We start from the raw sequence: 18,002 nt of genomic DNA, 5'->3' as shown, positions 1-18,002 counted from the left end.
CGGCTCTCCTTAAACCTTCGGCTGGAAGTTCGGGTGAATGACGGCGCCGTCCTTGGTCAGCGCCGTGGCCTTGACCAGCTCGTCGTCCCAGTTCACGGCGAGCTTCTTCTCCTTCTTGTCGACCATGGTCTCGATGAAGGAGAACAGATTGCGCGCATAGAGGCTGGAGGCCGAAGCCGCGACGCGGCCGGCGACGTTGGTGTAGCCGACGATCTTGATGCCATCGAGGTCGACGACCTCACCGGCCTTGGCGCCTTCGACATTGCCGCCGCGCTCGACGGCGAGATCGACCAGCACCGAACCGGGCTTCATCGACTTGACCATCTCGCTGGACACGAGCTTGGGCGCCGGCCGGCCCGGGATCAGCGCCGTGGTGATCACGATGTCCTGCTTCTTGATGTGCTCGGCGGTGAGCGCAGCCTGCTTGGCCTGGTATTCCCTGGACATTTCCTTGGCGTAGCCGCCGGCGGTCTGCGCGTTCTTGAACTCCTCGTCCTCCACGGCGAGGAATTTCGCACCGAGCGATTCCACCTGCTCCTTCGTCGCCGGCCGGACGTCGGTCGCGGTGACCACCGCGCCGAGACGGCGCGCGGTCGCGATCGCCTGGAGGCCGGCAACGCCGACGCCCATCACGAACACCTTGGCGGCAGGCACGGTGCCGGCCGCGGTCATCATCATCGGGAAGGCGCGGCCGAACGCCTCGGCGCCCTCGATCACGGCGCGGTAGCCGGCGAGGTTGGCCTGCGAGGACAGCACGTCCATCACCTGCGCGCGGGTGATGCGCGGCATCAGTTCCATCGCGAAAGCGGCGACACCGGCATCGGCCATCGTCTTCAGCGCGGCCTCGTTGCCATAGGGATCCATGATGGCGATGACGAGCGCGCCGCGCTTGTACTGCGGAAGCTCGGAGGCCTCGGGGCGCTTCACCTTGATGATGATGTCGGCGTCCTTCAGTGCATCGGCGCTGACGGTGGCACCCACGGCGGTGAATTCGGAATCCGGCAGGCCCGACTTGATGCCGGCGCCCGGCTCGACGGCGATCTCGGCGCCCAGCGCCTTGAACTTCTTCACCGTATCAGGCGAAGCGGCCACGCGCGGCTCCGACGGATCGATTTCCTTGGCAACGGCAATCTTCATAGGCCCTCCGGCGGCGCGGGAAAAAGCGCGCACGCGAACTTAGCGTTACTCCCGCAACGTTGGATACCGGTTTTAGAACCGGCTTGAATGCAATTTTTATGGGCACCGACGACGCTGGCGGTGCGGCAGGCGATGGATCAGGTGAGGAAGATCGCCATCAGGATCACGATGAGCGCGACCGAGGCCGTGCCGTATTTCACCAGCTTGATGAAGCCTTCATAGGTCTGCTCGTGGGCAACGTAGTCGTTGCCGTCGGCAGTGGTGTACGCCACTTCGCTATGGTCAGCCATGGATTGTCCCCAGTCGAAAGTCGAATTCTCGGGCTGGGATACCTTAATCTTTCAGGCAGGGCAACGGCAGGCAGACGCGGTTTTCCCGCAAATCGGGTCATTTGGAATCCCAATTGTCGCGGATCCAGCGCGTGAGGCTCTGCTCGCTGACTTCGCCGGCGGCGAGAGAGAGGATGATGGTTGTCGCTTCCGCCGGATCGGGACTGAACGCCACGCCGTTCTTGTGCAGAAAGATCATCATCGCCATGAAGGCAATGCGCTTGTTTCCATCGACAAAAGCATGATTCTTCGCGAGCCCGAATGCATAGGCTGCGGCAAGCTCGTCCAGCGGCGCCTGCTCGTAGCGCCATTTATTGATCGGGCGATCGAGCGCCGACCGCAACATGCCGTCGTCACGCAGTCCAGGCGCACCTCCGAAGCGTCGGAGTTGCCGACTGTGAATGGCGACGGCCTGCTCGTAAGTGATCCAGAGCGGCTGCGGAGGATCGCTCATTGTATGGCCAACTATTTCGCAAGCGCGGCGAGCGTATCGCGATATTTGTCCATCACCTCGTCGGCGATTTCCATCGTCCGCTCAAAGTCGGGATCGTAGGGCAGCGCTTGGAAGCCACCGCCGGGCAATTCCACGATGTGCAGTTGCTGCCCGCGCTTGAGATCGAGGCGCTGCATCAATTCGCGCGGCAGCAGCAGTCCGTCGGAATTGCCGATCTTCTTGATCTCAATTTTCATGACCTTGGCTCCAGGACGTTATACATATGTATAACATCGCCGGAGACTTGGTTCAACACATGTTTTACGTGCCGCGAGAAGGCGCCTGTCTGCCTCAGCCCATCGCCTCCAGCTCGTCGATCATCCCCGCGATGACCGAAAGACCGCCGTCCCAGAATTTGGGATCCTTGGCATCGAGCCCGAACGGCCGCAGCAGCTCGGAATAGTGCTTGGTTCCACCGGCGGCGAGCATGTCGAGATAACGCTCGGCAAAGCCTTCGGCCGCGTTCTCGTAGACCGCATAGAGCGAGTTCACGAGGCAATCGCCGAAGGCATAGGCGTAGACGTAGAACGGCGAATGGATGAAGTGCGGAATGTACATCCAGTAGTTCTCGTAGCCCGCCTTGATCTCGATCGCGGGCCCCAGGCTCTCGCCCTGCACCGACAGCCAGATCTCGCCGAGCCGCGTCGCGGTGAGCTCGCCGTTCTTGCGCTCGGTGTGGACCGCGCGCTCGAACGAATAGAACGCGATCTGCCGCACCACGGTGTTGATCATGTCCTCGACCTTGCCGGCGAGCAGCGCCTGGCGCTGTTTTGCGTTTTTGGTCTGGGCCAGGAGCCGCTTGAAGGTGAGCATCTCGCCGAACACGCTCGCGGTCTCCGCCAGCGTCAGCGGCGTCGGCGCCATCAGCGCGCCGTTCTTCGCGGCCAGCACCTGGTGCACGCCGTGGCCGAGCTCGTGTGCGAGCGTCATCACGTCGCGCGGCTTGCCCTGGTAGTTCATCAGCACGTAAGGGTGCGCCGATGGCGTGGTCGGATGCGAGAACGCGCCCGGTACCTTGCCCGGCCGCACCGGCGCATCGATCCAGCGATCGGTGAAGAAGCGCTCGGCGATGTCGGCCATTTTGGGCGAGAAGCCCCGATAGGCCGTCAGCACCATGTTGCGCGCATCGGGCCAGCCGATGACGTCGGTCGCCGCAAACGGCAGCGGCGCGTTGCGATCCCAATAGGCCAGCCGCTTCTTGCCGAACCACTTCGCCTTCAGCGCGTAATAGCGATGCGACAGCTTCGGATAGGCGGCGCGGACCGAGGCGACCAGCGCATCCACCACCTCGCGCTCGACACGGTTGTTCAGATGGCGGGAATCCGCGACATCCTTGAAACCGCGCCAGCGGTCGGAGATGTCCTTGTCCTTGGCGAGCGTGTTGGTAATCAGCGCGAAGGTGCGCTCATTGGCCTTGAAGGTTTTTGCCAGCGCTTCGGCCGCCGCCTTGCGCTTGGCGCCGTCGCGGTCCTGTAGGAAATTGAGCGTCGGCTCGATTGCCAGTTCTTTCGCACCGACCTTGAAGCGCAGACCCGAGATGGTCTGGTCGAACAGGCGGTTGAAGGCGGAATAGCCGGTCTGCGCCTTCTCCAGGAAGAGTTGCTCGAGCTTGTCGTCGAGCTGGTACGGCTTCTCCTTGCGCAGATCCTCGATCCACGGACGGTAATACGCCAGCTCCACAGCCTGCATCGCGCGGGTCAAAATATCGTCATCGATACGGTTGAGCTCGAGCGCGAAGAACAGAAGGTGCGTGGACGCCGCCGTCAGGCGTTCGGACACATCGCCGTAAAACTTTGAAATCTTGGGATCAACGCTGTCGCCGGCATGAACGAGACCGGCATAGGAGCCGAGACGGCCGGCGAGATCGTCGATAGCCTCATAGCGTCGCACGGCCTCGGCGAGCCATTTTCCGCCATCTTCGTTTGCTGTCCCTGTCGCGAGCTTGCCCTTGTAGTCGGTCTCGAACGCGACGCAATCGGCATCCATCTTTTCGAGATCGCGCGCCACTTCGGGCGCATCGATCCCTGAATAGAGATCGGCGAGGTTCCACTCCGGGAGCTTGCCGGTCTTGCTCGCGGGCTTTGCGAGTGAAGTTTTGGAGGGCTTTGCCTTGACGGCGGATTTCTTGGCGGCGGATGTCTTGGTGGCAGGCTTGCGGAGAGCGGGCTTTTTGAGAGCGGGCTTGGAACGCGAATTCATTGTGTGGGAAACCTGTGTTCAACAATCGCGACGACGGGCGGGGGCATCAAGGTTTAAGAGTGCGTTAATCGGCTTCGGCCAGAGTGCCCCGATTCGAGACAGATAGTTGTAGCGTGCGGGGAACACCATGGCTGCCAGTATTTTGATCGCCGACGACGACGCTGTAGCCCGCCGGCTGGTCGAGAACATGGTGCAGAAATGCGGCTATGAAACGATCGTCGTGGAATCCGGCGACGCCGCGATCGCCGCCCTCACCGCACCCGATGCGCCTGCCATCGACGGCGTCATCCTCGATCTCGTGATGCCTGGCCTCGACGGCATGGGCGTGCTGGCGAAAATCCGCGAAGCGGGCCTCTCCGTACCCGTCATCGTGCAGACCGCTCATGGCGGCATCGACAACGTGATCTCGGCGATGCGCGCAGGCGCCGCCGATTTCGTCGTCAAGCCGGTCGGCATGGAACGGCTCCAGGTCAGCTTGCGCAACGCGCTCAACACCTCCGCGCTCAAAGGCGAATTGCAGCGCATCCGTCACAGCCGCGAAGGACGGCTGACCTTCTCCGACATCATCACCCGCGCCGAGGCGATGGCGCCGGTCATGCGCGCCGCGCAGAAGGCGGCGAATTCCTCGATCCCTGTGCTGATCGAGGGCGAGTCCGGCGTCGGCAAGGAGATGTTCGCGCGCGCCATCCATGGCAGCGGCGAGCGCAAGGCAAAGCCCTTCGTCGCGGTCAATTGCGGCGCAATCCCCGACAATCTCGTCGAGTCCATCCTGTTCGGCCACGAGAAAGGTGCCTTCACCGGCGCCACCGAACGTCACACCGGCAAGTTCGTCGAGGCCCATGGCGGCACGCTGTTCCTCGACGAGGTCAGCGAGCTGCCGCTGACCGCTCAGGTCAAGCTGCTGCGCGCACTCCAGGAAGGCGCGGTCGAGGCGGTCGGCGGCCGCAAGCCCGTCAAGGTCGACGTCCGCATCGTCTCCGCGACCAACCGCAAGCTGCTGGAGCGAGTGAAGCAGGGCCACTTCCGGGAAGACCTGTTCTACCGTCTCCATGTGCTGCCGCTGACGATCCCCTCGCTGCGCGCCCGTCGCGAGGACATTCCGCATCTGCTCCGGCATTTCCTCGCGCGCTTTGCCGCCGAGGAGAACCGCCCCATCACCGGCATCAGCGGCGAGGCCGTGGCGCACCTCGCCCAGCTCAACTGGCCCGGCAACATCCGCCAGCTCGAGAACGCGGTCTACCGCGCCGTGGTGATGAGCGACGGCGACCAGCTCGGCCTCGCCGACTTCCCCCTGCTCACCGCCCAGCCGCATCCCGCGACCGAAATTCCGACCGCACCGCTGATGCTGGAGCCGATCGCGGCGCCTTCGGTGGTATCGGGTAGCGAAATACCGATCGCACCGCTGCCCCTGGCGGGAAGCCTGTCGATGCTGACGCCGACCGGCGACGTCCGCCCGCTGGATGACATGGAGAACGAGATCATCCGTTTCGCGATCTCGCATTATCGCGGACAGATGTCGGAAGTCGCTCGCCGCCTCAAAATCGGCCGGTCCACCCTCTATCGGAAACTCGACGAAGCCGGGGTTCCCGGCCATGGCGGGAAAAGCGGCGAGGAGACGCACTGAGCCTCATGCGAACGGAGGTTCGCGCGAGGCCCTAAGCCGTTCGCATGACGGCAAAATTCGGCTGCGACTTGAACCGTGACTTGGAAGTGACAGACAGAGGGAAAAGAGCGTGCTGCAAGCGCACAATCCGTTGCCAAGAGGCTCCCTTGAAGTCAGTTTGTCGTGAGTTGTCCCCGGTAGCGCTGGCTGCAAAATCGGGGCCTGTATATCGTCTGGCGTAGGGAATCGTTGCGTGCAGGCGTGCGACTTTCGAGAGGCCGGCGCGATCTAGCCGAAACTCAATTAGGCGATAACGAAGCTGTTCCACGAGGGACAGTTCACCCGAGGGGTGTGACACAATGCGTGACTGTTTGAACCACCGTGCAGGCTTTGACCGTGTCTTGATGACGGTCGCGGCAACCTTCCTCACGGTGTCCGCCGGCTCGGCGCTGGCGCAGGATCAGGCGCGCAGCAGCGCTGCCGAACTCGCGATCGAAGCCGCGATCCCGCGCCCCGAACCCGCCAACGTCCCGCCCCCGACCGCCGCCGACATCAAGCCCGACACCACCGCCACGGTCCAGGATCCGGCGAAGGAAACTGCCAGGGAAACTGCCAAGGAGCCGGTCAAGGCCGACGCCGCGCCCGCGCCGGACAAGGTCGAGACCAAACCGTCCGACGTCGCCACCACGCCCGCGCCCGAGGCGCCGAAGAGCGAGACGGCCAAGACCGAACCTGCAAAGACCGAGCCTGCAAAGTCTGACACCGCGACCGCCCCGTCGGCCGCGCCCGCAGCGCCTGCCACTGCAGCGGCTCCGGCAGCCGAGCCGGTCAAGGCCGCCAGCAACGTTCCCGCTGCCGACCAGCCGGTCGCCGACAAGCTCAAGGATATCATCGGCGCCAAGGCCTCGCGCCATTTCGACCGCAAGAACGAGCGTGCGGCGATCGAGAAGTTCTACGGGGCGCGCGACTTCGCGCCGGTGTGGACGCAAGGCGGCAGCCTGACCACGGCTGCCAAGGGCGTGATCGCGCGGCTCAAGGATGCCGCCTCCGACGGCCTCAATCCCGCCGACTATCCGGTGCCGGATTTCGCTGCCGCGACGACGCCCGATGCGCTCGCCGACGCCGAGCTGAAGCTCACCGCCAGCATGTTCGACTATGCGCGCCAGGCGCAGAGCGGCCGCATGCACTGGTCGCAGGTCAGCGGCGACATCCTCTATCCCGAGCATCCGATCGACCCGGGCGAGGTGCTGACGAAGGTCACGACCGCTTCTGACGCTTCCGCGGCGCTCGACAGCTACAACCCGCCGCAGAAGCTCTACAAGGAGCTGAAGGCGAAGCTCGCGGAACTGCGCGGCCAGGGCAACGGCCCGGTGATCGAGATCGCCGATGGCCCTGCGCTGAAATACACCCCCGCCGGCAAGAAGCAGGCTGAGATCGTCGTCGAAGATCCGCGCGTGCCGCAGCTGCGCGCCAAGCTCGGCATCACCGAGAACGCCAGCGACACCCGCTATGACGCTGCGGTCGCCGAAGCCGTGCGCAAGTTCCAGAACGGCGCCGAGATGAAGCCGACCGGCATCCTCGACGACAAGACGGTGAAGGCGCTCAACACCCCCAAGCGCGACAGGCAGATCGACACCGTGCTGGTGAACATGGAACGCTGGCGCTGGCTGCCGCGCGACCTCGGCGTCCCCTCGCTGGGCGATGCCTATGTCATCCTCAACATTCCCGACTACACGCTGAAGGTGATGCAGCGCGGCCAGCAGGTCTGGACCACCCGCGTCGTCACCGGCAAGCCGGGCCAGCACGCCACCCCGCTGCTGACCGAGACGATGAAGTACATCACGGTCAACCCGACCTGGAACGTGCCGCCGTCGATCGTCTACAACGAATATCTGCCGGCGCTTCAGCAGGACCCGACCGTGCTCCAGCGCATGGGCCTCAAGCTCGAGCAGAACCGCGACGGCTCGGTGCACATCTCGCAGCCGCCCGGTGAAGCCAACGCGCTCGGCCGCATCCGCTTCAACTTCCCGAACAAGTTCCTGGTCTATCAGCACGACACGCCGGACAAGAACCTGTTCGCCCGGGAAGACCGCGCCTTCAGCCATGGCTGCATGCGCGTGCAGAACCCGGATCAGTACGCCTCCGTGCTGCTCAACATCGCCATGCCGAACGAGAAGTACACGCCCGAGCGCGTGCGCAGCATGTACGGCAAGAGCGAGATCGACCTGAAATTCCCCACGCCGATCCCGGTCAACATCACCTACCAGACCGCGTTCGTGGACGATGCCGGCAAGCTGCAATTCCGCAAGGACGTCTATGGCCGCGACGCGACCATGCTCAACATCCTGAAGAACGGCCGCGGCAAGGACCTCGAGAATGTCGTGGCGCACTCGCAGCCGAGCTATTCGCGCCCGGCGACGACGCTGCCCTCGGGCGTGGCGGTGGCCAACAATGGCGGCGGCTTCGGCTCGTCGGGTCCGAACTTCTTCGAGCGGCTGTTCGGGGCCCCGACCCCGACCCTGCCGCCGGCTCCGGTCGGCCGCCGGCCGCAGCGAGTGTTCACCCGCTGAGGCCCGCCCGGCGCCTCATCGCCTGAAATTCCGCAATGAAATCAGTGCCCCCATCCCCCAGGATGGGGGCACTTAACGTTAACCATCCTCCAACCTGCCCTCGGGCAGCGGGCGTTTTTTTGCCACACTCAACCGTTTAGGATTGTACTCTGACTTGGTTTGGGGGCGGGAAGGTCAACCTCAAATTAACCTTCTCGCTTTAAGAAAGCGTTCACCCTCTTTCGCGCGCTAACGGGGTTGGCGGGAGAGTCCATTTTGAACGCTCGTCGACTGGGTGGGCTCATACGTGCTGACTGGTCTCGCACGCCAATTCGTTGTGCTGTCGTTGTCCCATGCGGGAGTGAAGGTCGGATCCAGGATCGGCCTCGCTTCCGTGTTGCTGCTTGCTGCCGCAGGTTCAGTCCATAACGCCGCCGCGCTGAACGAGACCAAGACCCTCTCCTTCCACCACACCCATTCCGGCGAAGACCTCACCGTCACCTTCAAGCGCGACGGGCGCTATGACGAAGCCGCCCTGAAGCAGCTCAACCATTTCCTGCGCGACTGGCGCACCCAGGACGAGACGGTCATGGACCGTCACCTCTTCGACATCCTCTGGGAAGTCTACCGCGACGTCGACGGCAAGCAGCCGATCCAGATCATCTCCTCCTACCGCTCCCCCGCCACCAACGCCATGCTCCGCCGCCGCTCCTCCGGTGTGGCGCGCTTCAGCCAGCACATGCTGGGCCATGCGATGGACTTCTACATTCCGGGCGTGCCGCTGGAGCAGATCCGCTTCGCCGGCCTGCGCCTGCAGCGCGGCGGCGTCGGCTTCTACCCGACCTCGGGCTCGCCCTTCGTGCATCTGGACACCGGCAGCATCCGGCACTGGCCGCGCATGACGCATGACCAGCTCGCCCGCGTCTTCCCGGACGGCAAGACGGTGCATCTGCCGACCGACGGCACGCCGCTGAAGGGTTATGAGCTCGCCAAGGCCGAGATCGAGCGTCGCGGCAGCGGCGATGACGGCGCCAGCAAGCCGAACTTCTTCGCCGCCCTGTTCAAGAGCAAATCGGCACCGGCCGCCGCCAGCAGCGACGAGGATGACGAGGGCGCGCAGGCCCCGGCCGCGAAGTCGTCCGGGCCGACCGTGGTCGCCGCCGCAGCCAGGCCGGCCGATCCGGTACCGACGCCGCGCGCCAAGCCGCAGGTCGCAGCCACCCTTCAGCTCGCCTCGGCCGATGCGCAGCTCGTCGCGCCGCCCAAGCCGAAGCCCGCGCCCGTGGCTGACAAGCCTGCCGCGAAACCTGCCGAGGCCAAGCCGGAGACGCCGGCCGACATCATCAACGCCCGCGGCTTCTGGGATGCCCCCGCCACGCCGCAGCAGGCGACGCCGGCACAGGTCGCGGCGCTGAAGGCCCGCCAGGCGCTTGCCTCCGCGACCGATCCGCAACCAACTGCGAGCGTGTCCAGCGCAACTCTTCAGGCGCTGGCCTACGCGCCTGCCGCCTCCCCGGTCGACCGCGCCAAAGTCGTGGCCGCTTCCGCGCCGGTCCCGCGCTCTGCCCGTCCCGGCGCGCGCAGCGCTGCGGCCGCCACCGAGATCAACAGTGTGGTCGGCAAGAGCGTCGACGGCATGGTCGCGACCGCGACCCGCCTCTCCGCGGCCAAGAACGAGAGCATCTGGCTCAAGATCGTCATGCTGTCGCCGAGCGCCAGCCGTGCAATGTCGGTCACGCTGATGGGCGAGCTCGATACGGCGGCGCTGCGCGGCTATTTCGTCAAGCCGCAGACGGTGATTGCGATGGGCTTCGCCGACGATCCGATGCCGGGCCTGTCCTGCGACAGTTTCTCGGGCAGCGCGACCGCGAAGCTCGAGACGACGTCCTTCGTCATGCGCACCGCGGCGCTGCGCTGAGGCTGGTAGCCCCTCTCTCTATCCACGAACTCAGCCTCGTAGCCCGGATGAGCGCAGCGACATCCGGGAAAGCGGCGCGCGCTGAAACATCCCGGATATCGCTTCGCTCATCCGGGCTACAGGTCCACAGCTTCTATTTCGCTTTCGCGCCCCGCCGATCCAGATGATAGGTCAGCGCCAGCGACAGACAGACCGCGAGCTCCCGCTTCGGCAATTTGCCCGCCACCGGCAGCAGCAACGCCCTGGTCTGCCGATACTCGAACTGATCGGGAAAGCGCTCGCGAAAGGTGTCGACCAGCGTCGTCTTGCAGTTGAAGAGAATGGCGGCGTGCTCGGAGTCCTTGAGGCGGCCGAGCCGGATCGTTGAGCCGCTGCCCGTCTCTTCGGTCAGATAGGCGGGCTCGCCCCATTTCAGGGTTTCGCTGAGCCGGCCGACCTCCTCATGCGCTGCGGCGGTCGCAAAGATCAGATCGCGCACCTGAAGAAGCCGCTTGCGCATCGGCGCCGGAAAGGCGTCGAAGGCCCGGCTCACCTCGCGCGGCAATATCGGCTCGGTCACAGTCTCACTCTCGATGGATCGGCAATCGGTCTCCGCGGCGGATCAAGCCGGCAGGCCTGCCCGGAGAAGCCCTGCTTCATAGCGCTGACGATCGACCTGCCGCTTATAATGCTGGGTAGCAAGATGATTGGCCACCGAAAATGCCGGCTCGCGCTTGAGTACTTCGGCCGCGTGCGCGCCGGCAGCCACTGCATTGCCCATCTGCGCGAAGATCCCGGCAAGGAATGCATGATGGGTGTGATCGGGGCGTGAGATCCTCGAGAAGGCTTCGGCGGCTTCGGCGTATTTCTCGGCACAGTAATAGGCGCGCCCGAGATGGCTCCAGAATCGTTCCGGGTGATACGGGTTGAGCCGCATCGCCTTCTTGATCCAGTCGATGCCTTCCTCCGGCCTCCCCAGCCAGGTCAGCAGCTCGCCCTGCTGCACGACCACGAGGTCATAGTTCGGGTTGAGCGCAAGCGCACGCTCCTGATGGTAAGTGGCCTTGTCATGGTCGTCGCGGTTCAGATTGAGCGCCGCGAGGATGCGGTGGACGTCGCTGTCATTGTCGTCGAGGCCCAGCGCGGTCTCCAGCTCTGCAGCCACCTGCTCAAAGGTAGCGTCGCGATCCGCGCACCAGTTATAGACCCAGGTCTGGCCCAGAACGCACGCCTTCCACGCGTGTGCGTGCGCATAGTTGCCGTCGAGTTCGAGCGCCCGGTCGAGCAGAAGTTGCGCCCGCGCATTGTCTTCGCGATTGGAGCGATGGTGCAAGACCTTTGCGGCCAGCACGCATTCATAGGCTGCCATGTTGTCCGTCGGCTTGCGGTTCGCCCGATCGTGCGTCGCCGCCTCGACACGGCCGGGCAGCGTGGCGGCGATCGCCCGGGTCATCTCGTCCTGGATGGCGAAGATGTCCTTGAGCTCACCGTCATAGCGCTCGGCCCAAATATGCCGATCCGTCTCCGCATCGATCAGCTGCACGGTGACGCGGACGCGATCCCCGGCCTTTCGCACGCTTCCCTCGATGACGTAGTCGACACCGAATTCGCGGCCGACATCCTGCACCTTGACCGACTTTCCCTTGTACACGAAGGTCGAGTTGCGCGAGATCACCAGCAGGTCGTGGAAGCGTGAAAGCTCCGTAATGATGTCCTCGGTCAAGCCGTCCGCAAAGAACTCCTGCTCCGGATCGCCGCTCATGTTGGCGAAGGGCAGCACGGCGATTGACGGCTTCTTCGACTTGCCGGTCGCCTTTGCAGCGGCCGTCGTGCCGGCTGGCGCGCTTGCCAGCCCATCCTCCAGTCGAATCCGGTAGACGCGGATGGCGCGCGCGATGTTCTTGACGTTCTGCTCGCCGATGTCCTCGAATGCGACGCCATCGAGACGCTGGCCCAGCTGGTCGCGCACCGCGCTGGAGATGCAGATGCCTCCAGGCTCGGCCAGTGCCTCCAATCGTGCCGCGACGTTGACGCCGTCGCCGAAGATGTCGTTCTGATCGACGATCACGTCGCCCAGATTGATACCGATGCGGAATTGTATCCAGCGCGGCGGCGGGACATCGGCGTTGCGGCGCCCCATCCGGCTCTGAATTTCAGCAGCGCACAATACTGCGTCGACGACGCTATGGAATTCGACGAGCATGCCGTCGCCCGTCGTCTTGATGATGCGGCCGTGATTTTTGGCAATCGCCGGATCGATGAGCTCGATCCGGTGGGTCTTGAGGCGCGCGAGGGTGCCACCCTCGTCGACCTCCATCAGCCGACTAAAGCCGACCATGTCAGCCGCGAGGACCGCGGCGAGCCTGCGCTCTGGTCCAGGCACATCCATTGCTCGGTCCCTTCACCGAGCATTCTAGCAGACCAGCGGATTTTGCCCAAGCGCGGGCCGCCGCAAATTGCGGCCGGCGAGGTACTCTTACGGGTGAGGCGCGTTCCTGTCGCCTTCAGAGCATTCCCAGCGCCTGCATGTAGGTCTCGAGGATGGTCTCGGCCTCGGCGCGCTCGTTGGGGTCCTGCTTGCGCAGGCGCACAATGGTGCGCAGCGCCTTGACGTCGTAGCCGTTGCCCTTGCTCTCGGCATAGACGTCGCGGATGTCGTCCGAGATCGCCTTCTTCTCTTCCTCCAGCCGCTCGATGCGCTCGATGATGGATTTGAGCTGGTCCTTGGCAAATTTCGTCGCGGGCTCGTCGTCGCGGACGGCGGCGGAGGTGGCCATCTTGGTACTCCCAATGGAACTGGCAAAACGAGGTGACGCCGGCATCCCTCACCGCGCGTGCTGGGTAGACCCTTAGGGTCGGCGCTCCCAGCGTTCAAGCAAGCATCGCGCTCGTCCACAGCGCGCCCACACCTTCCTGCGGCGGTCTGAAGAAAGCTGTTGTGTTGTGCGACTCAAGGCGACGCGTGGCGGGGCCGTTCAGTGCCCGTGGGGATGGACCTTCTTCATCGCCTCGAGCTGCTCGGGCGTGGCCGCGCCCTGGTACTTCGCCTTCCAGGTCTCGTAGGGCATGCCGTAGACGGCCTCCCGGCTCTCGTCCTTGCTCAAGGCGACGCCCTGGGCGTCCGCGGCGTCCTTCAGCCAGTTGGACAGGCAGTTGCGGCAGAAGCCGGCCAGATTCATCAGGTCGATGTTCTGGACGTCCGTCCGGCTCCGCAAATGATCGACCAGGCGCCGGAAAGCGGCGGCCTCGAGTTCCGTTCTGGTTTTGTCGTCGATTGCCATACCTGAATTCCTTTAGAGCTCCGGCCCCGATGGCGGTCACCCTTACGGGATCAGGTGGGGTCCTGTCACAGATTTTGCCATATCGCGGCGCAAACGGGCGGCAAACGGGCGGTAAGCCACTTTGGGGCGGTTCCCCGGCCCTACGCCAAATCGTCAATGATCTGGTATACCTTCCGCGACAATGATTGCCGAATCTCCCCGCTTCCCCCTTCGCCTGCTCGCCCGGTTGGTCCCGGTGCTGGCGGTCGCCCTGCTGTGCCTCTGGAGCAGCCCGGCCTCGGCCGATTTCCGCCTCTGCAACAATACCTCGAGCCGGGTCGGCATCGCGCTCGGCTACAAGGACGCCGAGGGCTGGACCACGGAGGGCTGGTGGAACATCTCGTCCCGCTCCTGCGAGACGCTGCTGCGGGGCACGCTGGTCGCCCGCTATTACTACATCTACGCCATCGACTATGACCGCGGCGGCGAATGGTCGGGCCAGGCCTTCATGTGCTCGCGCGACAAGGAATTCACGATCCGCGGCACCGAGGATTGCCTGGCGCGCGGCTATGACCGCACCGGCTATTTCGAGGTCGATACCGGCGAGCAGCGCGCTTGGACGGTGCAGCTCACCGATGCCAACGAACAGCCGGCGCAGCAGCGCGTGCCTGGCCTGCCCGGACCGGTTGGCCCGGGCGGCGTTCCGGGTTTGCCCAATGGCCCGCCCGGTGCTACGCCCCCGGGCTCGCCCGGCCTGCCACCCCCGTCTGGAAATAAGCCATGAGGCGTCTTCGCCGTATCAAGATTCTCGCGACCCTGGGACCCGCCTCTTCAGACCTCGCGATGATCCGCCGCCTGTTCGAGGCCGGCGCCGATCTGTTCCGCATCAACATGAGCCACACCCCGCATGACAAGATGCGGGAGCTGGTGGCGACGATCCGCAATGTCGAAAGCAGCTATGGCCGGCCGATCGGCATCCTGGTCGATCTCCAGGGCCCGAAGCTCCGGCTCGGCGCCTTCGCGGAAGGCTCGGTCCAGCTCCAGAACGGCCAGACCTTTACCCTGGATTCCGACAAGGCGCCGGGCGATGCCACGCGCGTCCATCTCCCGCATCCGGAGATCCTGGCCGCGCTCAGGCCCGGCCATGCGCTGCTGCTCGATGACGGCAAGGTGCGGCTGATCGCGGAGGAGACCTCCAAGGAGCACGCGGTGACGCGCGTCGTGGTCGGCGGCAAGATGAGCGACCGCAAGGGCGTCAGCCTGCCCGACACCGACCTGCCGGTCTCGGCGATGACGGCGAAGGACCGCGCAGACCTCGAGGCGGCGCTGGTCACCGGCGTCGACTGGATCGCGCTGTCCTTCGTGCAGCGTGCCGACGACGTGATCGAGGCCAAGAAGATGATCCGCGGCCGCGCCGCTGTCATGGCCAAGATCGAGAAGCCGCAGGCGATCGACCGCCTCGCCGACATCATCGAGGCCTCGGATGCGCTGATGGTGGCGCGCGGCGACCTCGGCGTCGAGCTGCCCCTTGAGCGCGTGCCGAGCCTGCAGAAGCAGATGACGCGGATGGCGCGCCGCGCCGGCAAGCCCGTGGTGATCGCGACCCAGATGCTGGAATCGATGATCCAGTCGCCGGTGCCGACCCGCGCCGAAGTCTCCGACGTCGCCACCGCCGTCTATGAAGGCGCCGACGCCATCATGCTGTCGGCGGAATCGGCGGCCGGCAAATTCCCGGTCGAGGCGGTCTCGACCATGAACCGCATCGGCGAGGAGGTCGAACGCGATCCGACCTATCGCTCGGTGATCACCGCCCAGCGCCCGGCGCCGGAATCCACCGCAGGCGATGCCATCGCCGACGCCGCGCGGCAGATCGCCGAGACGCTGGACCTGCCGGCCCTGATCTGCTGGACCAGCTCGGGCTCGACCGCGATACGCGTGGCGCGCGAGCGGCCGAAGCCGCCGATCGTGGCGATCACGCCGAACATCTCCGCCGGCCGCCGGCTCGCCGTCGCCTGGGGTGTGCATTGCGTGGTGGCGGAGGACGCGCGCGACCAGGACGACATGGTGAGCCGCGCCGGCCAGATCGCCTTCCGGGATGGCTTCGTCCGCGCCGGCCAGCGCGTGATCATCGTCGCCGGCGTGCCGCTCGGCATCCCCGGCACCACCAACATGGTGCGCATCGCCTCGGTCGGCCCCGAGGGCGACGCGAACATCTAGGCCCGCCAGCACGGCCAAAACAAAAAAAGTCTGAAAACAACCCCATGCACAGTAGCCGGCCGGTCTGGCTGATATGCTGCGGTTTCGCAAAAAGGCGCGCTCAGGCAATGACCTGAGCGCGATCAGGGCGCCACCTCGGTCGCGGCGCGATTTTACGCCCCGACCAGTGCCTTCGTCGTCGGCAGCAGCGTCTGCTGGACCACGAGGCCACGGGCGCGGGCGTCCATGACGCCGACGGCGCGCAGCGCCAGCAGCGTCACGGTCTGCACCGCATCGCGCATCTTGGCGGGATCTTCGAGATTATCGGGCGCGAGCGGCCCGACGAGGGCTTCGTGCAGCGCCCCGAGCAGCGCGGTGGCGGCAAGGGCGGTATCCTGCGCCGGCAGATGACCGGCGCGCACGGCGGCGTCGATCCGGCTAGCGATCTCGCCGGCGATCTCGCGCCGGCTAGCCAGCCTGGAGGCGCTGACATCGACATCGACAGGCTCGGCCAGGATGCCCCAGGCCAGCCGCCGCTGCGACAGGGTATGGACCGCCACCGTGGTGACTGCCGCGGCCAGCGCCGAGGACGGGCCCGGCGCGGCGTCGGCCGCCCGGCGGATCGCCGCAAGCTCGTCGCGGGAGACCTCGGCGATCAATTCGGAGATCAGCTCGGCCTTGGAGGGGAAGTAGCGGTAGACCGTGCCCGCCGCGACATTGGCCCGGACCGCGACCGGCGCGATCTGCACCGCCGCCATCCCGCCTTCCGCCGCCGCCTCCCGCGCCGCCGCCAATATCGCACTGCGCCGGGCCGCAAGGCGCTTAACCACTTGATGCGTCCGCCGATAAACCATGGCGCGCTTCCTGTCCCACACGCCAACCGCACGCCCTGCGGCCGAACGCTTCGTCACTCAATTCGATGCAAATCGCCCCGCAAGGACTGAACAACTATTCAGGAAGGAAGACAAGATGCATTTGCGTAAAGCGTCACGCCAAAGCCGCAGGCGACAAATGCGCAAAGTGCGAGAGCCGGTTGATAGACGGCTAACCACGATTGTTACCGTCATCTTAAAGCGGGTCCGCGACCTTACCGCCGGACTGCGATCCCAGGGCGCGATGAGATTTCGTTGAATTCGTCATCGCGCTCCAGGTTGCTGTATGCGCATGATCTTTTCGGAAAACCCGCTTCGCACTTTGCGCTGACGCGGCCCTCCGGGTCCGGATCATACTTTAGCTCGGTGCAGCATGCTCGATTCGAACGCCCGAACCGCCTGGCGGCTCTTCCACCTGAACTGGCTTCCCATCGTTGCCATGGGTAGCCTGCTGGCGCTCGGCCTCCCCGCGACCGGTCTGAGCCTCGAGCCCGTCGCCTACGGCATCACGGTGGCAATCGCAGCCATCCTGGTCGGCGTCGCCTGTGGCCACCGGATGGTCAAGGGTGAGCTTGCCGATCCGAAGCTGGTGTTCTCGCTCGGCACGATCGGACAGGTCATTCTCACCTGCGCCATCGTCGGACCGCTGAGCTATGTCGCGGCCAGGCTGAACTGGCCGCTCCAGGACGAGGCGCTGCTGGCGATCGACCGCGCGCTCGGCCTCGATCCCGAGCCGATCGCGCGTTACATCAACGACCATCCCTGGCTCGCGGACGTCCTGGCGCGCGGCTACGGGCTGATCAAATGGCCGCTGCTCGGCGTTCCCGTCGTGCTGACCCTGACGGCGCGCCATGTGCGGCTGCAAATGTTCATGCTCGCGATGAGCCTCGCGCTCGCGGTCACCATCGCGATCTCCGCAATGGTGCCGGCGATCGGCACCTATTACGGGCTGCAATTGCCGGCCGCGCATTTTCCCGAGATCAACACCGCAATCTATGCCGGTCAGTTGCGCGACATCCTCGCGCTGCGCGACGGCAGCCTGCATGAGCTGCGGCTGTTCTTCCTCTCCGGCATCGTCTCGTTTCCGAGCTTTCACGCCGCGTCCGCCGTGCTCTACATGTGGGCGCTGTGGCCGGTGCGCGGCATCGGCGGAATCGCGGCTGCGCTCAACCTGTTGATGATTGCGGCGACGCCGGCGATCGGCGCGCACTACCTCATCGACGTCGCCGGCGGCATCGCCCTCGCCGCAGCCTCGATCTGGGTGACGAAATTCTATGTTGAACGGCTCGGCCGCACGGCGCCGGCGTCCGCCACACATGCGCTACCGCCGGTGTGGCAGCCCAGCCTCGCGGAGTGACGGCGGTCGCTGGCGCTGCCACAAGCACGCTGCCGTAGCAACCATTAAGGCGATGCCCGTCTGCCGGCGCAGCATGACGCCGTGCTTGCGGTCGTCAAGGCGTGGCCTGG

At 65.2% G+C, this 18,002-nt stretch carries 16 protein-coding genes; 6 read left to right on the top strand and 10 right to left on the bottom strand.

Annotation, left to right across the window (positions count from 1 at the left end; translation table 11 throughout):
- Positions 1–9: 9 nt before the first annotated feature.
- The 5 genes from JQ592_RS34150 to JQ592_RS34130 all read right to left on the bottom strand — a co-directional run bounded on the left by JQ592_RS34150 (position 10) and on the right by JQ592_RS34130 (position 4,158).
- Positions 10–1,137, bottom strand: coding sequence for a Re/Si-specific NAD(P)(+) transhydrogenase subunit alpha (locus tag JQ592_RS34150; RefSeq protein WP_211407106.1), 1,128 nt, complete (start codon positions 1,135–1,137; stop codon positions 10–12).
- 137 nt (positions 1,138–1,274) lie between these two features.
- Entirely contained in the window at positions 1,275–1,427 is a 153-nt protein-coding gene (locus JQ592_RS34145; protein WP_008136857.1) for an aa3-type cytochrome c oxidase subunit IV, read from the bottom strand.
- Between the two features lie 97 nt (positions 1,428–1,524).
- Positions 1,525–1,920: a type II toxin-antitoxin system death-on-curing family toxin gene (locus JQ592_RS34140; protein WP_211407105.1), complete on the bottom strand. Its 396-nt coding sequence runs from the start codon at positions 1,918–1,920 to the stop codon at positions 1,525–1,527.
- Positions 1,921–1,931: 11 nt separating this feature from the next.
- Complete coding sequence (locus JQ592_RS34135) at positions 1,932–2,156, bottom strand: AbrB/MazE/SpoVT family DNA-binding domain-containing protein (RefSeq protein ID WP_027545558.1); 225 nt, start codon at positions 2,154–2,156, stop codon at positions 1,932–1,934.
- A 94-nt stretch (positions 2,157–2,250) separates the two neighbouring features.
- On the bottom strand, positions 2,251–4,158 hold the full coding sequence (locus JQ592_RS34130) for a M3 family oligoendopeptidase (RefSeq protein ID WP_211407104.1): 1,908 nt from the start codon (positions 4,156–4,158) through the stop codon (positions 2,251–2,253).
- A gap of 127 nt (positions 4,159–4,285) precedes the next feature.
- On the opposite strand from JQ592_RS34130, the gene JQ592_RS34125 reads away from it, so the two are divergent.
- The 3 genes from JQ592_RS34125 (at position 4,286) to JQ592_RS34115 (ending at position 10,228) form a co-directional block, all read left to right on the top strand.
- A complete protein-coding gene (locus JQ592_RS34125; protein WP_211407103.1) occupies positions 4,286–5,782 on the top strand; it encodes a sigma-54-dependent transcriptional regulator in 1,497 nt (498 codons plus the stop codon).
- A 338-nt stretch (positions 5,783–6,120) separates the two neighbouring features.
- Positions 6,121–8,331 (top strand): L,D-transpeptidase family protein, encoded by a 2,211-nt coding sequence (locus tag JQ592_RS34120; protein WP_211407102.1) that lies wholly within the window; start codon positions 6,121–6,123, stop codon positions 8,329–8,331.
- A gap of 274 nt (positions 8,332–8,605) precedes the next feature.
- A complete protein-coding gene (locus tag JQ592_RS34115) occupies positions 8,606–10,228 on the top strand; it encodes a DUF882 domain-containing protein (protein WP_211407101.1) in 1,623 nt (540 codons plus the stop codon).
- 133 nt (positions 10,229–10,361) lie between these two features.
- Here JQ592_RS34115 and JQ592_RS34110 read toward each other — a convergent pair whose 3' ends face one another.
- The 4 genes from JQ592_RS34110 to JQ592_RS34095 form a co-directional block, all read right to left on the bottom strand.
- Entirely contained in the window at positions 10,362–10,787 is a 426-nt protein-coding gene (locus tag JQ592_RS34110) for a DUF1801 domain-containing protein (RefSeq protein ID WP_211407100.1), read from the bottom strand.
- A gap of 42 nt (positions 10,788–10,829) precedes the next feature.
- On the bottom strand, positions 10,830–12,596 hold the full coding sequence (locus JQ592_RS34105; RefSeq protein ID WP_211407099.1) for an adenylate/guanylate cyclase domain-containing protein: 1,767 nt from the start codon (positions 12,594–12,596) through the stop codon (positions 10,830–10,832).
- Between the two features lie 115 nt (positions 12,597–12,711).
- Entirely contained in the window at positions 12,712–12,984 is a 273-nt protein-coding gene (locus tag JQ592_RS34100) for a DUF2312 domain-containing protein (RefSeq protein ID WP_018641571.1), read from the bottom strand.
- A gap of 198 nt (positions 12,985–13,182) precedes the next feature.
- The gene (locus JQ592_RS34095; RefSeq protein WP_211407098.1) at positions 13,183–13,488 is read right to left on the bottom strand and encodes a DUF1244 domain-containing protein; all 306 of its coding nucleotides are present in this window, start codon (positions 13,486–13,488) and stop codon (positions 13,183–13,185) included.
- Between the two features lie 181 nt (positions 13,489–13,669).
- On the opposite strand from JQ592_RS34095, the gene JQ592_RS34090 reads away from it, so the two are divergent.
- Together JQ592_RS34090 and pyk are read left to right on the top strand one after the other, a co-directional pair.
- A complete protein-coding gene (locus JQ592_RS34090; protein WP_211407097.1) occupies positions 13,670–14,251 on the top strand; it encodes a DUF1036 domain-containing protein in 582 nt (193 codons plus the stop codon).
- Positions 14,248–15,684, top strand: a complete 1,437-nt coding sequence (pyk, locus tag JQ592_RS34085; RefSeq protein WP_211407096.1) for a pyruvate kinase — start codon at positions 14,248–14,250, stop codon at positions 15,682–15,684. Before JQ592_RS34090 ends, pyk begins: the two co-directional genes overlap by 4 nt.
- Positions 15,685–15,836: 152 nt before the next feature.
- Here the strand turns inward: pyk and JQ592_RS34080 are convergent, their stop codons facing one another.
- Positions 15,837–16,517, bottom strand: a complete 681-nt coding sequence (locus tag JQ592_RS34080) for a TetR/AcrR family transcriptional regulator (protein ID WP_211407095.1) — start codon at positions 16,515–16,517, stop codon at positions 15,837–15,839.
- A gap of 391 nt (positions 16,518–16,908) precedes the next feature.
- Here JQ592_RS34080 and JQ592_RS34075 point away from each other — a divergent pair, with 391 nt between their 5' ends.
- Positions 16,909–17,892, top strand: a complete 984-nt coding sequence (locus JQ592_RS34075; protein WP_211407094.1) for a phosphatase PAP2 family protein — start codon at positions 16,909–16,911, stop codon at positions 17,890–17,892.
- The last annotated feature ends 110 nt before the right edge of the window (positions 17,893–18,002 follow it).

The organism is Bradyrhizobium iriomotense, from assembly GCF_018129405.1.
Lineage (GTDB): Bacteria > Pseudomonadota > Alphaproteobacteria > Rhizobiales > Xanthobacteraceae > Bradyrhizobium > Bradyrhizobium iriomotense_B.
Note: the sequence above shows the minus strand (reverse complement) of the source record. Positions and strands in the feature narration are given on the sequence as shown.

Bases quoted from the DNA above. Each gene is read 5' to 3' on its own strand.
- JQ592_RS34145 (WP_008136857.1), bottom strand. From the start codon at position 1,427: ATGGCTGACCATAGCGAAGTGGCGTACACCACTGCCGACGGCAACGAC.
- JQ592_RS34150 (WP_211407106.1), bottom strand. From the start codon at position 1,137: ATGAAGATTGCCGTTGCCAAGGAAATCGATCCGTCGGAGCCGCGCGTG.
- JQ592_RS34075 (WP_211407094.1), top strand. From the start codon at position 16,909: ATGCTCGATTCGAACGCCCGAACCGCCTGGCGGCTCTTCCACCTGAAC.
- JQ592_RS34135 (WP_027545558.1), bottom strand. From the start codon at position 2,156: ATGAAAATTGAGATCAAGAAGATCGGCAATTCCGACGGACTGCTGCTG.
- JQ592_RS34095 (WP_211407098.1), bottom strand. From the start codon at position 13,488: ATGGCAATCGACGACAAAACCAGAACGGAACTCGAGGCCGCCGCTTTC.
- JQ592_RS34125 (WP_211407103.1), top strand. From the start codon at position 4,286: ATGGCTGCCAGTATTTTGATCGCCGACGACGACGCTGTAGCCCGCCGG.
- pyk (WP_211407096.1), top strand. From the start codon at position 14,248: ATGAGGCGTCTTCGCCGTATCAAGATTCTCGCGACCCTGGGACCCGCC.
- JQ592_RS34105 (WP_211407099.1), bottom strand. From the start codon at position 12,596: ATGGATGTGCCTGGACCAGAGCGCAGGCTCGCCGCGGTCCTCGCGGCT.
- JQ592_RS34140 (WP_211407105.1), bottom strand. From the start codon at position 1,920: ATGAGCGATCCTCCGCAGCCGCTCTGGATCACTTACGAGCAGGCCGTC.
- JQ592_RS34080 (WP_211407095.1), bottom strand. From the start codon at position 16,517: ATGGTTTATCGGCGGACGCATCAAGTGGTTAAGCGCCTTGCGGCCCGG.
- JQ592_RS34120 (WP_211407102.1), top strand. From the start codon at position 6,121: ATGCGTGACTGTTTGAACCACCGTGCAGGCTTTGACCGTGTCTTGATG.
- JQ592_RS34100 (WP_018641571.1), bottom strand. From the start codon at position 12,984: ATGGCCACCTCCGCCGCCGTCCGCGACGACGAGCCCGCGACGAAATTT.
- JQ592_RS34130 (WP_211407104.1), bottom strand. From the start codon at position 4,158: ATGAATTCGCGTTCCAAGCCCGCTCTCAAAAAGCCCGCTCTCCGCAAG.
- JQ592_RS34090 (WP_211407097.1), top strand. From the start codon at position 13,670: ATGATTGCCGAATCTCCCCGCTTCCCCCTTCGCCTGCTCGCCCGGTTG.